The sequence below is a fragment of the Alteromonas sp. AWJ4_197 genome (assembly GCF_056160285.1).
Map to the genome: position 1 here is coordinate 435,927 of NZ_JBSWWW010000001.1, position 15,283 is coordinate 451,209.

Below are 15,283 nucleotides of genomic sequence, written 5' to 3' on the forward strand. Positions count from 1 at the left end.
CTGTTGCTGCGATGAATCGTCGGCCACAGGAACCTATCGGTAGACAGATTCCCACTGCGCCACTTTTTCCTGCTTATTCATTTTGCGCGCCGGTTTGGTGCCCGTCGCAGAAGTATACTGACTATTCTTCGCACGCCCGGCGTTTCTGGTCAAGTTATGAACACGTATCTGCTGCAGTTTATTCACCCGTGGATCATCAGTGTAATAGGTATCGACGTTGATGTCTGTTATATCCGGGATGTCTGATACCACGCGGGAACGGCTGAAATCGTCCAGACTTGCTACCATGGCCTGCTGACGATCCGTGTGCGACACACCTTCGTCATAGCCCAATGCCAGGTACTCCCGCTGGTATGCCAGCACCTTGTTCACATAGCCCCGGGTGGCCGGATTAATGCGGTAGTTATTGTATTCGTCTTTCACCCGCGAGCCGCCGTTGTAGTGTGACAGGGCAATATCCACCCGGCCACCGTAAGTGGCAATCAACTGTTTGATAAACGCCACTCCCAGTTCAATGTTCACTCTGGGATCATACAGGCGGCTGGAAGCCACAGAAAACTCCCCCATGGCAGTGGCAGGCATTATTTGCATTACTCCCCGGGCGCCCACGTGACTTTCAGCGTACGGGTCGAAATTCGATTCCACTCTGGCAATGGCCAGTGCCAGCGACGGTGAAACGCCCTGACGCAGCGCCTCGTCAATCACCATCTGCTCAATATCAGATTGCGTGTAAGGGCTGTAAGCATTTACGCCAAGGCTCATCAGTGAAAGTGCAACGATAAGCCAGCACTTAACGAAAAGGGTTAAACAGGTTTTCATGGTAATTGCTCCAGTCGTGATTGCCATGCATCGTTAAGCAAGGTTATGGAAAGATTTGGATGATTTATCTGCGCTTTCGCTTCCATAACCTGCTCCATGGGCAAGCTAGCCGGTACCGCCAGAAACACCGGCTGTTCATTTTCCAGCGCATCCGCTGAATACACCGCTAAAGACTGGGTGTAAATTTGCCCCTGATGCAAAAACAAAAACTGGGTTTTCTTCTGCGAAACGGGCGATACCGACTCGGTTGACTCGGCAGATGCCGTGAGTTTTATGTGTTCATCGGTTTGTGGCGAAGTTATCTGAGCGATTTTATCCGCGGTGACATCAGCGGGCGATTCACTCCCCGGCATGCTCATAGACAACAACGCGACAATAAGAATGGCGAAAAATGCCATCGACAAACCCAGCGCGACCTCGGTCATCGCCTGGGTGCTTGTATCCTGATTGATTGTGCTTTGCATAGTCACCTCCGAAGAGGGCTATGAGAAGATTTGGGGGATTTTTATTTTCGAGGTGCTGCCCGGCGCGAACGCTGGAAAATAGAAAGAGCAAAAGAGAAAAACGTGCCTGCGGCACAAAATGCGCTGCGCGCTAAAGAGAAGGCGCCTGACGGCGCTAGTCCTGGGCTAAACGAAAGCCGAAGCTATTGTAGCGGTAAGCCACACCATTCCAAGTACGGAAAGAAGCGCGCACGAGACGCGGATAACTGTCCCACGACCCGCCCCGGTCAACGCGCCGACTGCCGTCGCCGCGCTCCCAGGCACTACCGTTGGTGTGCGCACCGCTGTAACTCTCCTTCCAGTAATCGGCCGTCCATTCCCACACATTACCATGCATGTCATATAGCCCATATGCATTTGCCTGGTATTGTCCAACAGGCGCTGTAAATACATAACCATCATTACATTCGGCTTTAGTAGACCACGAACCACCTTCGGGGTGCGTTTTGTTATCAGCCACATTGCCGTACCGGCAAAGTGAATTGCCATCGCTTCCAAATGAATACTTATTACTGCTTCCTGCTCTAGCCGCATACTCCCACTCAGCCTCAGAGGGGAGCCTGAAGGACCCGCCGGACTGCTCGTTCAGCCACAAGATAAAAGCGACCGCGTCATTGTAACTCACGCATACTACAGGATGGTCATCACTCTGTGATAACCCCTTATATTGTGCATTACGCCAATTAACGCCCGCAGACCATTGAAACTGTCCACTACTCCATGAATAGCACCCCTGATTACCCCCTACATTCTTTTCCGCATCAGTGCGATAGCCGGTAGCGTTCACGAAAGCAGCAAACTGCTCCTTAGTTACCTCTGTCGCCATCATCGAAAACGCTTTGATATTAACATTGTGTCGTGGCTTTTCATCGTCATCACAATCACTGTCGCCGGGGCTGCAACCCATCATAAAACTGCCTGCGGGAATGGGTTTCATGCTATTTATCAGGGCAAGGATGGATTCGGGTAAAGCGCGCTCAAGGACATATCGGAAGCGGTTGTTGCCGTTTTCCAGTCGCACGGTGTCAGTTTGGGTTTTGTAGCCTTGTTGACTGATTTTGATGCTGTATTCACCAGGTATAAGTTTGATACCGTCGGTGTACCTGTCTTTGATATTGGCAATCTCAATCGTTGCCTCTGACGGTGTTGCCGTTATGGTCAGTGGTATTTTTCTGTTTTCGATTTCAATAGTGTTGATGGCTTTGTTAGCCTGGTCCACATACTGCCCCCGGGGCTGACTTGAAAGGTACTGATTGTAAGCCTTAATAGTATTGGCTGATTTCGCGGTGAGCCAGGCTTTATCATCCTGCTTCTTTGCTTTAGCGATAGCAGCAGCTTCACGTTTAGCATCGAGTACAGCTTCCAGTTTGGTCAACAGGATAGTATCCACCGCACCAGTCACCATTAGATTCTGACTTTTCTCAAACGCTTCTATGGCTTTTTGAGTGCGGGTATCCAGTTGGCCATTTTCGGCTACCACATAATTCAGTCGTTTAAGATAACCCTGTGCTTTTTTGATTTGCGCTGCACGTTGCTCTTCGGCACTGAGCTTGGCCAGTCGCGCGGCTTCTTCTAAATCAGTCTTCGACTTTTCAGCTGCAGTGGCATGTGCGCCCTGCGGCCAGTTTTTCAGGTACAGCTCGTAACTATCAATGGTGTTAAGCTGTTCAGCCTGCGTCCATGCGCTTTGCTCGTTCTTTTTCGCAATAGCGGCCTGTTTTTCTTGCGCTTGCATTTGCTGGTAATAGTCAAAGCCGAAATAGCCGCCTCCGGCGAGCACGATGAGCAGCGCTGCAATCCCTATCCATTTCCCGGCCCCACCTGAGCGTGGCTGCTCAGGTTTAGCAACCAAGGTGACATCGTCACCTTTTAATTGTGTCGAACCCGCGCCCTGCTGAACTGACATTCCCTTAGCAGCAAGAATGGACTGGAGTTCTGCTGTTGTTTTACCTGTGCTCGCTTCTCCGGCTTCTACCAAAACCTGTATTTGCTGAGGCGATAGCTCATCACCACGTGCAAGGGCACTATTTATATTCGCCACCCACTGCTGAAACGCTTTTTGTTGTGGGCTTTGGCTGGCTTGTTTTTCTTTTACCTGCTCAATGAGTACTTGCAGCTCATCACTGTTCAAGCCGCCAAGGTCAGCCAGTGCCTGCAGGATGGGTAAATCAGTGTCTTTCACTTCGCCTTTGCTTTGTAAAAGCTGAATGACTTTTTGCTCAAGAGGTTTGAGTTCCGGCTTGATGTCGTCTGTGCCGCCGACCCAGGTGCCGGTGTTTTCATCAGCACTGCTATCTGTTTTTCCTTCCAGGGTTCGCAACGCGCTGAGCATGGCGGCGCCATCAACAAAGCGGTCTTCTTTTTGTTGGGAGAGGGCCTTTAAGATGAAATCGTTCTGCGCTTCAGTCAGGCCAGGCTGGTAATGGATAGGGTCGGCGTAGCGGCCTTCCGGCAGGGTGCCGGTTATCATCCGGTAAGCGAGGACGCCGGCACTGTAAATGTCGCTTCTGGCGTCGACATGCTTGGCGCTCTGACGTTGTTCCGGCGCCATATAGTTTCGGCTGCCCATGCCAATACCGCTGTAGCTGTGCTCGCTGTCGGGCACTTTGGCAATACCAAAGTCACACAGCTTTACCGCACCATGTTCGTCGAACAATAAGTTGGCGGGTTTGATATCGCGGTGGATAAGCCCGGCTTTGTGCACATCTTTTAATGCAATCAGGAGTTGTTCGAGGTATAGCCAGCACTGGCTTAATGGCAGACGACGGGGTTTATCTTCCGGGTCGAGTTCGGCGATGACCTGTGCATCTGTGGCATCGCTGCCGAGCTCATTTTTAAGTGAACGAGGCAAGTAAGGCATCACATAATACGGTGTGCCATCCTCAAGCTCATCGAAATCGAACACTTCAACTATGTGCGGATTACGCTGTAACTTTCTTAACGTGCGGGCTTCGTTAAGAAACCGCCCTTTTAACACCTCGCCCGCATCGCCCGTGGCGCTTGTGGCGGTTGTGGCTTGCTGAGCCACATTTTCATCACGAATACGGAATACTTTAATCGCGACCTGTTCACCCAGGCGCGGATCTTCAGCCAGATAAACAGCACCAAAGCCGCCTGCGCCGAGCTCTTTTATGATTTTATATTTTCCGATCCATTTCATGATGAGGTACTGACTATTTAGATTTTATTATTTATTCAAATATAACGTTACTGGATACCCGTTTTTTATTTCCTGACACTGGCAAAAGCGAAGCGCCTGTAGCGCTAGTCCTGGGCTAAACGAAAACCGAGGCTACCGATGCGGAGTGTCACACCAACCTTAGAGCGTGGTGAAGCGCGCATATAATGCAGAAAATCGACCCACGAACCGCCCCGGACAACGCGCTGGCTGCTGTCTCCGCGCAGCCAGGCACTACCATTGGTGGGCGCACCGATATAACTCTCGTTCCAGTAATCGGCCGTCCACTCCCACACATTGCCATGCATATCGTAGAGTCCAAATGCATTAGGGCTGAATGACTTTGCTGGCGCCGTTTTTTTACCATCCCAGCGTGAACCACAGAAGCCGCAATTCGCTCTGTTATTTCCCAATGAATCCCCCCAGCTATAAGGCTTAGAGCTACCCGCACGGGCGGCATATTCCCACTCGGCTTCGCTGGGTAGACGAAACGATAACCCCGTAATCCCATTTAACCAGGGAATATAACGTTTACTGATATCCTCAAAGCTGACTTTAATAACCGGCCGTTCACCTTTTCCCCAACCCTCATCATTGCCAGATTCGCATACTCCGGCATCAATACAGGGTTGATACATATCCCATGTCACTTCCGAGTCCAACATTGAAAATGCTTTGATATTCACATTATGGAGTGGCTTTTCACTGTCAGAGCATTCTGTATCACCGGCACTACACCCCATCATGAAGCTACCGGCAGGTATGGGCTTCATGCTATCTATTAGCGCGATAATAGACTGAGGAACGCGCTCAAGGGTTACATTTAAGCGGTTGTTACCGTTTGTCAGTCTCAAAGTTTCAGTTTTGGTTTTATAGCCTTTTCGGCTGGTTTTAAAAGTGTATTCGCCGGGTGGGAGTTTGATGCCATCGCGGTATTTTTCTTTGATGTTGGTTATCTGAATAGTGGCATCAGCCGGGCTTACCACGATATTGAGCGGTACCTTGCTGTTTTCCAGCTTGATGCCATCAATGGCCTTATTTGCCTGAGTGAGATACTGCCCTTGCGGCTGGTTGGCGATATATTGCTGGTAGGCATTGATAGTGCCGGATGATTTTGCGGCATTCCAGGCATCACTGTCCTGCTTTTTTGCTTTCGCGATAGCAGCGGCTTCACGTTTAGCATCGAGTACAGCTTCCAGTTTTGACAGCAGGATAGTATCCACTGCACCGGTCACCATCAGGTCCTGGCTTTCCTCAAACGCTTCAATGGCTTTCTGGGTGCGGGTATCCAGCAGACCGTTTTCGGCTAACACATAATTCAGTTGTTTCAGATAACCCTGGGCTTTTTTGATTTGCGCTTTGCGTTGCTCTTCTAAATCCGCTTTGGCTTGTTTGGCTTGATTTAGATGGCTGCCCTCTGGCCAGCCTTTAATATATGCTTCGTAACTATCGACGGTATTGAGCTTCTCAGCATCGCGCCACGCACTTTGCTCGTTCTTTTTCGCAATAGCAGCCTGTTTTTCTTGCTCCTGTATTTGCTGGTAATAACCAAAGCCGAAATAGCCGCCTCCGGCGAGCACGATGAGCAGCGCTGCAATGCCTATCCACTTTCCGGCCCCGCCTGAGCCTGACTGCTCAGGTTTAGCAACCAGAGTTACGTCGTCATCCTTCGCTTGTGTTGAACCAGCGTCCTGCTTGACCGGAATTTCCTTAGCAGCAAGAATGGACTGGAGTTCAGTTGCTGTTCTACCCGTGCTTGCCTCACCAGCTTCCACCAACACGCTTACTTGCTGAGGCGATAGCTCATCATCCCGGGCGATGGCACTGTTGATATTCGCGACCCACTGTTGAAACGCCTTTTGCTGCGGGCTTTGGCTGGCTTGTTTTTCTTTTACCTGCTCAATCAGTGCTTGCAGGTCATCACTGCTCAAACCAGCCAGGTCGGCCAGTGCCTGCAGAATAGGTAAATCGGCATCTTTAACTTCACCGTTGCTTTGTAATAGCTGAATAATTTTCTGCTCAAGGGGTTTGAGTTCAGGCTTTATGTCGTCTGTGCCGCCGACCCAGGTACCCGTGGCGTCATCAGCGCTTGCGCTTTGTTCACTCACACCCTTTACAGCTTGTTGGTAAAGGTTAAGAAACACACCGGCACCGGCAGGACGGTCTTTTTCATTTTGCGACACGGCCTTATCAATCAGATTACTCAATGGGCTGCCAACTTCTGGTGCATAGTGAGAGATATCCTCAAACTTTCCTACCGGCAACTGGCCTGTGAGCATACGGTAGGCGATTACACCCAAACTATATACATCTGAGGCGGGAGACACGTACTTTGCACTTTCGCGCTGTTCAGGGCTCATGTAGTTGCGGCTACCCATGCCAACGCCGCTTTGGCTGTATTCAGCATCAGGCAGCTTAGCGATACCAAAATCACACACCTGTACATTGCCTTGTTCATCAAACAAGATGTTTGCCGGTTTTAAGTCACGATGAATCAACCCCGCCTCATGCACCTGCGCCATGGCTTTGAGCAGTTGCTCAAGAATAGTGAGCGCCCGGTGAGCAGATAATTTACGCGGATGCTGACTGGCAGGAATTTCTTCCAGCCGACCGCGGCTGAAAGCATCCTTTCCAATTTCGCTCTCTAAAGATTTTGGCAGGTAAGGCATCACATAGTAAGGCGTGCCATCATCCAGTTCGTCATACTCTTTGATGTTTACTATGAAAGGATTGTGAGACAAGTTGTGCAGCGTGCGGGCTTCAGCCATGAAGCGTTCACGCAGAATGCCACCTGCATCCTGTGAAGCACTGGTAACCTGCCCGGCCAGGTTCGCATCTTTTACCCTGAACACCTTGATGGCCACCTGCACGCCAAGGCGCGGATCTTCAGCCAGATAAACGGCCCCAAAGCCGCCTGCGCCGAGTTCTTTTATGATTTTGTATTTGCCGATCTGTTCCATCAGGTAACCTTGTCTCTCGGAGAGTCTAATCTTTTACCAGGCGGAAGCCTGTTGTGTCATCTCTAGTCTTTTCAATACCAAACATTCTTATGGAAAGGCGTAAATAATATCCGTGATCAGCCCAACTTCCCCCCTTCATCACATAGTCATCACAACGTGATGACGCTGTGTTTATTTTCAAAGATGAACTTCTACAACCTATAGTCAACTCAAACGCATTACCTGTCATATCGTATAAGCCGAAAGCATTTGGCTTATATCTACCTACTGGAGCCAACATTTTATAACCATCGTTACAGGCTACATGCTTCATAATGCTGGCACTGTTGTATAACGATGAGTCACCAACATTAGCCACCGAGCATAGCTGTTCCTCGGTAGTCACTTGCCCTAGAATCTGCGATGAGCCGGCTCTTGCAGCATATTCCCATTCCTCTTCACGTGGTAAGCGGTAGCGCTCGCCAGTGCTGTCATTCAGCCATTTGATAAACGCTCTGATGTCTGGAGGAGCAATACAAACGACGGGGTTATTAACTGTTTCGCGACCTGCTGTATAAGCATCGGCAGTTCGCCAATTCCGGCTATCAGACAAACTGTCAGCATCGGTTAAGCTGTGAAATTTTGAGCTACATCCTCTAATTCTCTTTTCTGTCTCAGCCAGGGTCTTGTAACCGGTTGCCGCAACAAATTCGGCAAACTGCTCTACAGTCACTTCATTTTCCATCATAGAAAATGAAGTCACATTTACTTTTTGCGCAGGCTTCTCCGTCTCCTGACACATGGGATCATTAGCTTGGCATCCCATCACAAATGTACCGCCCGGAATTTTTTTCATTCCGTCAACGAGTGCAAAAATAGAATCAGGCAACCAGCCCCGTAGGTGATAGCTGAAGGTACTATTTGATTTTGAAAGGGAAATAGTTTCCCTGCGAGTTTCCCTGCCGCGCCGGCTTAATTCAACAGTGTAACTACCCGGCGGCAGACGCATGCCAGGAACATACTCTTTATTAAGACCAATAAACCTGACCTCTGAATCGGCCGGTGTGACATTAACCTTTAAGGCCACTTTATTATTTTCGAATTCTATTTCCTGAATTCGGGTTTGTACCTGCTCTATGTGCTGGCCTCCGGGAAACTCAGATTCGTAAGCTTTATAATCTTCTAACGAGTTAGTTTTTTGCGCAGCCGCCCATAATAACTGTTCCCGGCGTTTCGCCTCTGCGATAGCTTCAGCTTCTTTTCGTTCTCTCTCTGCACGAGCGATTGCGTCATTTTCACGCTTCAGTGCCTTTTCGTGTGCTGATTTAGCTTCTTCGCGATAGGCTCCACTGGTATTTTCATCAAGGTACTTTTGATAACCCGTACTTGAGTTACTTGCCACCGCATTATTCCATGCGGCGTCGTCACGGGCTTTAATAACACGCTGCAAATTACTTATAAGAATACTGTCAACGGCTCCGGCGACAACTAGCTTCTGACTGGATTCGAAGGTCTCGATAGCCTTTCTGGTTCGCTGATCAAGTTCTCCATTTTCAGGCACCTCATAACCTAACGAAATCAAATACTGCTGTGCCTGTTTAACTAATTGCTTTTTCTTGTCGGCGGCGTTCATCTGTGCAAACTTACGCGCTTTCTCCAAATCTTCTAATGCCTCTCTGGCTAGACCATTATGTTCTGCTGATGGCCACGCTCGCAGATAGCGCTCATAACTTTCAATTGAGTCTTCTGTCTTTGCCACTTCCCAGGCCTTCTGTTCTTTCTTTTTTTGAGTCAGTTCGCGCTGAGACTCTGCTTCCTTTTGTTTGTAATAATCAAAGCCAAAATAGCTGCCACCCGCCAGAATAAGCAGCGAGACGACTAACCCTATCCATTTGCCTGCGCTGCCTGAAGAAGCTTCTCGTTGGTTAGTCACTATTTCAGTGTCGGTATTCACAGTCTCGGAGGACGAGTTCTCAGACTCAATGGTCAAGCCCTTACTCGCCAATACATATTGTAATTCTTGCTCCGTTTTATCGGTAGCGGATTCACCCGCATTAAGAAGTATTTTGCATTGTTGAGGTGAAAGTGCATCTCCGCGCTCTATGGCGTTACTGAGAGTGGAAACCCAATGCTGAAAGGCCTTTTGCTGTGGGCTTTGGTTAGCCTGACTTTCTTTGATTTTATCAATCAGCGTTTGCAGTTCGTTGTTGTTTAAACCGCCCAATTCGGCTAATGCCTGTAACATCGGTAGATCTGAGTCTTTTACCTCACCATTATTCTGCAATAATTGGATGATTTGTTGCTCAAGAGGCTTTAGTTCTGTTCTAATCTCGTCGGTGCCACCCACCCAGGTACCGGTATTTTCATTAGCGACACGACTGCTTTTTCCTTCCAGTTTTCGCAATGTACTCAACATAGCTGCGCCATCGGCAAAGCGGTCATCTTTCTGCTGACTTAAGGCTTTTAAAATGAAGTCATTCTGCGCTTCAGTCAGGCCGGGTTGATAATGGATTGGGTCGGCGTACCGGCCTTCCGGCAGGGTGCCGGTTATCATTCGGTAAGCGAGTACGCCAGCACTGTAAATGTCGCTGCGGGCATCGACATGCTTGGCGCTCTGACGTTGTTCCGGCGCCATATAGTTTCGGCTGCCCATGCCGATGCCACTGTAGCTGTGCTCGCTGTCAGGCACTTTGGCAATACCAAAGTCACACAGCTTTACCGCACCATGTTCGTCGAACAATAAGTTGGCGGGTTTAATATCACGGTGGATAAGCCCGGCTTTGTGCACATCTTTTAATGCAATAAGGAGTTGTTCGAGATATAGCCAGCATTGGGTAAGGGGTAATCGCCGGGGCTTCTCTTCCGGGTCGAGTTCGGCAATCACCTGTGCATCGGTGGCATCACTGCCCAGTTCGTTCTTCAGAGAACGAGGAAGATAAGGCATTACATAATAGGGGGTACCGTCTTCAAGCTCATCGAAGTCGAACACTTCAACAATGTGGGGGTTTCGCTGTAGCTTTCTAAGCGTGCGGGCTTCGTTGAGAAAGCGCCCTTTTAACACTTCACCGGCATCGCCCGTGGCGGTTGTGGCTTGCTGAGCCACATTTTCATCACGAATACGGAATACTTTAATCGCGACCTGTTCACCCAGGCGCGGATCTTCAGCCAGATAAACAGCACCAAAGCCGCCTGCACCTAATTCCCTGATGATTTTATATTTGCCGATGCTGTCCATGATGGGCGACTACTTATGTTGGTACGATTAATTTCCGATCAAAATTTACTCTACCTGATACCGGTTAATATTCAATCACTAATCGTTAATCGGATGCATATTTACTCAACCCTCACTAAGCGAAAACCGAGATCATCACTGCGTTCATCTTTAGCGAAAGATTGCCTGGTAGAGAGTTTGATTAATGACGGACTGCTGTTCCATGCGCCACCGCGTTTCACCAGCTCTCCACATTTTCTGGTGTCGGGCCCCCTGGTTAACAGCTGATCGCTCCAGCAGGAGTCGGTCATCTCCCACACATTTCCCAGCATGTTATATAACTCGTTGTCATTTTGTGTGTAGGAGTAAGCCACAGCAGGGCGTTTTATATTTCTGCCACAACCAAAGCAGTTGGCCTGTTCTTTACCAATATAATTACCCCAGTAATAGATGCTGTCGGCCTCTCCTCGGGCAGCAAATTCCCATTCCTGCTCAGTGGGCAAGCGATACTTATTTCCGGTAAGTTTATTAAGCCAGGGAATAAAATCTCCGGTAACGTCTTCGTAGCTCACATTTATAACGGGCATACCGCCTCGGCCCCAGAAACGATCGCCGGGCGTGTGCGAACAATAACCAGCTTGCACGCAACTGTCCCACATGGCGAAAGACACTTCCCCTTGTGACATATAGAAGTCATCAACACTAATGCTAACCTGTCGGGCTTCCGTTTCTTTACAGTCATCATCTGCCGTGCTGCAACCGAGCTGTTTCTGACCGCCCTTAATCAAAGAGAACTTATTTTCCCATTCCTTAACGAGCTGACTCATAAAGAGTTTCTTCGACGCCTTTGGCTTCGGTTTTGCGGGCTCCACGTCATACGCGAAGAAATATCCGCCAAGGCCAAGTACACCAGCCAGAATTGGAATGATGAACAACGCAGGGCTCTTACGCTTTGTTTCCTGAGGAGGCACAGGTTTTTCGACAGCCCTGGAAGCAGGTCTGGGGTCAGAGGCTGGTTTGGATTTCTGAGCCGGTTTTTTCTCGGGGACCGGTGTCGCCTTCTTTACTTTGCCTGCATCAAGAATTGCTTCGAGCTCAGCTTTTGATTTGCCGGTGGTAAGCACACCAGCTTCAATGAGTACCGTACGCTCCGCCGTAGTTACAGCCGCTTTATTTCTGACGGTTGCCAGCCAGTTCGACAGTGCTTTAAATTGAGGGTCCTGACTGCTTTGCTGCCCGGTAATCTGCACGATAAGCTGTTCAAGTTCACTGGCGCTCAATCCGCCTAAATCAGCCAGCGCCTGAAGTATCGGTCGGTCGCTGGTGCGGATTTCGCCGTTACTTAGTAGCAGCTGAATGATTTTCTGCTCAAGAGGCTTAAGCTCTGGCCTGATATCGTCAGTGCCGCCTACCCAGGTGCCGGTGTTTTCATCAGCACTGCTGTTGTTTTTTCCTTCCAGCGTTCGCAGGGCGCTGAGCATGGCTGCGCCATCGGCAAAGCGGTCTTCTTTTTGTTGGGAGAGGGCTTTTAAGATGAAATCGTTCTGCGCTTCAGTCAGGCCAGGCTGGTAATGGATAGGGTCGGCATAGCGGCCTTCCGGCAGCGTGCCGGTTATCATTCGGTAAGCGAGGACGCCGGCACTGTAAATATCGCTGCGGGCATCCACGTGCTTGGCGCTCTGACGTTGTTCCGGCGCCATATAGTTTCGGCTGCCCATGCCAATACCGCTATAGCTGTGTTCACTGTCGGGCACCTTGGCAATACCAAAATCACACAGCTTTACCGCACCGTGTTCGTCGAACAGTAAGTTGGCAGGTTTAATATCACGGTGGATAAGCCCGGCTTTGTGCACATCTTTTAATGCAATCAGGAGTTGTTCGAGATATAGCCAGCATTGGGTAGGGGGTAATCGCCGGGGCTTCTCTTCCGGGTCGAGTTCGGCAATCACCTGTGCATCTGTGGCATCGCTGCCGAGCTCATTTTTAAGTGAACGAGGCAGGTAAGGCATCACATAATACGGTGTGCCATCGTCAAGTTCATCGAAGTCGAACACTTCAACAATGTGGGGGTTTCGCTGTAGCTTTCTAAGCGTGCGGGCTTCGTTGAGGAAACGCCCTTTTAACACTTCACCGGCATCACCCGTGGCGGTTGTGGCTTGCTGAGCCACATTTTCATCACGAATACGGAATACTTTAATCGCGACCTGTTCGCCAAGTCGCGGATCTTCAGCCAGATAAACAGCACCAAAGCCGCCAGCGCCGAGCTCTTTTATGATTTTATATTTGCCGATATTGTCCACAAATAACTACTTCCATGTGTGGTATTACGGATTTCGCAATGATTTATATTTGTTTATTAATTCAACTCTACCGAATGATTGTTAATTTTCAATAAATAATAAGGTTATTTTTCCTTCAACACGCCGTTTTACTTCCCCCAGTATGCAAAAGCCATTTAGGTTGAACTGATTCACCATTTAGCTGGATGTCAGTCAGGTACAATTGCTGTCCGGACAATTGGTAACGTCCGCGCAGGGCTCGCAGTGACTGCGGTGTATTGCCGGATTGACTTAATGCTGAGGCAATGTGGTTAGCCAGGTTGTAATCAAGACTCTCTGGTACCAGGCGAACCGGCGTACCCGCGGCATTGGCCGCCCTGAGCCAGTGCTTTTCCTGACGACTCATTTCGCCTTGGGCAACCCTTAGCCACCGGCTGCGCGCCTTGTAACGCTTAGGTGAAACAATAGTGAGTGCCTGCCCCTGTAAGAGCGCAAATTCTGCTCCAACACACTGATACAAATATGTGAATAATGCCTCGCGTTCAGCATGCCCTGCCGGCCAGGCAAGCTGAATACTCAGTGATGCGTCTTCGCTAAGTTGCGCGTAAATTTGCTTGCTGTATTGTGCTGGCCGTTTTTCGACTTTTACTATTTCCTGAGGCTGCACCGGTGCAACATCATTTAGCTTTGTAAGCAGCTCTGGTTGATGTTCATCTTGTTGTTGCGGCTTTGTCCCGGGCTCCGGCTGCGGTTTTAAAACGGGGGGCCCGGCTGTGACCTGTTTTAACGGAGCAGGAGGCGGTAAAGGCAAAGTAACCGAAGCCAGACGTGTTGCCGACGCATTATCGGGCAAGCTTTCAGCAGGTGCCGACAGGATGATTTGCCGGGTGGCTTGCTTAAGCACGGTGTTCTGATGATATTTCGCCCACAATACCAGCAAAAGCCAGACCAGCAGTATTCCTGCCAACAAATACGCACCTGCCTTCAGCACCCGGTTCATTAGTTGTTCCCCAGTGCACTGCCAAAAGACAGTGCCTGCATTCGCTCACTGATATCCCTCAGATTTGCCTGCTTAACCTGGGTGTTATTTATGGATACCACTTCCCGCTGCTCAGCCACTTCAACAGGAGGCTGAATTTCCACCCCCTGCACGTCACGGGGGGCAACAAAGGAAGGAATATCATCAGAAGCGTTTTGCTCGCGGGCATTAAGCTCTGCCATTTCCTGTTCAAGTTCTGTAATTCGCTGACGCAGCTCTTTTATGGTGTTTTGCTGTTCAGCGTTGCGTGCATCGCTGAGCTGTTGAATACGGTTTTCAACTTCATTAACCAGCTCGTCAGCGCTTTGCTGAATATCATGTTGACTGAAAAAATCATCTACCCAGGCGATACCTGTTTCGTTCTGCGAAGCCAGATACACGCCCGCCCCCGTTACTAAGACTAAAAAGAATAAGGTTTTCATTACGTTTCTCCTTTATTCACAGTAAGCGCCTGTAAACGAATACTACTCCACGCACGAAGTAGCGTGGCCGTTGGCAAACCCACCACTGTGGTCATAAATGCAGTTGAAAATTGTGCCGTTAACTCGCCGATAATGTTTTGAATGGTATCGGGGGTTAAAGGCTGTTCTGACAGCGAACCAATTCCCAGGCTGATCCCCAGCAACGTGAAAGTTAGCGCCAGAGTGGCAATGCCGTTGCCCGCCTGTTGCGCCATTTCCCAGAAGTAGGCGGCCTTGCCATCTGGCATCATCGACTTACACGCATAGATACCTGCTATAAGCAGCAGTGAATAAAGGCCAGCAAATCCCCAGCCGAACACCTGCTGCGCCCACACTAGAAGATCGGGTAATGCTTTGTTGGTGAGGTAGCTTGCCAGTGCTAGCAGAATAACTACGCTGCCGATGCCGGTAAGCACCCAACGACTCCATTTCACCGGTTGCTGTAGGGTATCCATTAGCGTACTCCCGCGTTACTCCGGCTGATGGTTTCCGGTGTGATGTTAAGGGCATAAAGCCAGTGGCTGTAAGGGTCTCGCTCGCTCTCAGCACTGGCGTGGGCTAAGAAAGTGAGGTCGTAATTAGCAAAGGCTTTTTTCACAATCAGCTTGTCGCTGCTGGCGATACGCTCGTCACGCAGCACCATGCGCTCAATATCGACCATGCGACGATATATCATTTTTGCCTTGCGCTGGCGCTCGTCCATGGACAATGCGGGGTCGCTCATAGTGCTGATCAGCGATGCTCTTTCTCGCTCGAGATTTTCCAGACTGAACAGGCTGTCAGCACTGGCACCACCGGTTAGCAAAACACTGGTGAGTAAAACACTTTTTAAAATCTTCTGAGTAAACATG

Annotated in this window: 10 protein-coding genes; all 10 read right to left on the reverse strand. The window is 49.6% G+C overall.

The window, feature by feature from the left end:
- Positions 1-33: 33 nt before the first annotated feature.
- The 10 genes from ACXAGC_RS01900 to ACXAGC_RS01945 all read right to left on the reverse strand — a co-directional run bounded on the left by ACXAGC_RS01900 (position 34) and on the right by ACXAGC_RS01945 (position 15,282).
- Entirely contained in the window at positions 34-819 is a 786-nt protein-coding gene (locus tag ACXAGC_RS01900) for a lytic transglycosylase domain-containing protein (protein ID WP_474841924.1), read from the reverse strand.
- The gene (locus ACXAGC_RS01905) at positions 816-1,283 is read right to left on the reverse strand and encodes a hypothetical protein (RefSeq protein WP_474841926.1); all 468 of its coding nucleotides are present in this window, start codon (positions 1,281-1,283) and stop codon (positions 816-818) included. Before ACXAGC_RS01905 ends, ACXAGC_RS01900 begins: the two co-directional genes overlap by 4 nt.
- Before the next feature lie 154 nt (positions 1,284-1,437).
- Positions 1,438-4,482, reverse strand: coding sequence for an SUMF1/EgtB/PvdO family nonheme iron enzyme (locus tag ACXAGC_RS01910; RefSeq protein WP_474841928.1), 3,045 nt, complete (start codon positions 4,480-4,482; stop codon positions 1,438-1,440).
- 104 nt (positions 4,483-4,586) lie between these two features.
- On the reverse strand, positions 4,587-7,460 hold the full coding sequence (locus tag ACXAGC_RS01915; RefSeq protein ID WP_474841930.1) for an SUMF1/EgtB/PvdO family nonheme iron enzyme: 2,874 nt from the start codon (positions 7,458-7,460) through the stop codon (positions 4,587-4,589).
- 25 nt (positions 7,461-7,485) lie between these two features.
- On the reverse strand, positions 7,486-10,674 hold the full coding sequence (locus tag ACXAGC_RS01920; RefSeq protein WP_474841932.1) for an SUMF1/EgtB/PvdO family nonheme iron enzyme: 3,189 nt from the start codon (positions 10,672-10,674) through the stop codon (positions 7,486-7,488).
- Positions 10,675-10,775: 101 nt separating this feature from the next.
- Positions 10,776-12,953 (reverse strand): protein kinase domain-containing protein, encoded by a 2,178-nt coding sequence (locus ACXAGC_RS01925; RefSeq protein ID WP_474841934.1) that lies wholly within the window; start codon positions 12,951-12,953, stop codon positions 10,776-10,778.
- 115 nt (positions 12,954-13,068) lie between these two features.
- Positions 13,069-13,902 (reverse strand): hypothetical protein, encoded by an 834-nt coding sequence (locus ACXAGC_RS01930; RefSeq protein WP_474841936.1) that lies wholly within the window; start codon positions 13,900-13,902, stop codon positions 13,069-13,071.
- A 29-nt stretch (positions 13,903-13,931) separates the two neighbouring features.
- Positions 13,932-14,393: a hypothetical protein gene (locus ACXAGC_RS01935; protein WP_474841938.1), complete on the reverse strand. Its 462-nt coding sequence runs from the start codon at positions 14,391-14,393 to the stop codon at positions 13,932-13,934.
- Positions 14,393-14,887, reverse strand: a complete 495-nt coding sequence (locus ACXAGC_RS01940; protein ID WP_474841940.1) for a hypothetical protein — start codon at positions 14,885-14,887, stop codon at positions 14,393-14,395. Before ACXAGC_RS01940 ends, ACXAGC_RS01935 begins: the two co-directional genes overlap by 1 nt.
- Positions 14,887-15,282: a hypothetical protein gene (locus ACXAGC_RS01945; protein ID WP_474841942.1), complete on the reverse strand. Its 396-nt coding sequence runs from the start codon at positions 15,280-15,282 to the stop codon at positions 14,887-14,889. The genes ACXAGC_RS01940 and ACXAGC_RS01945 overlap by 1 nt, the downstream gene beginning before the upstream one ends.
- Position 15,283: the final 1 nt, after the last annotated feature.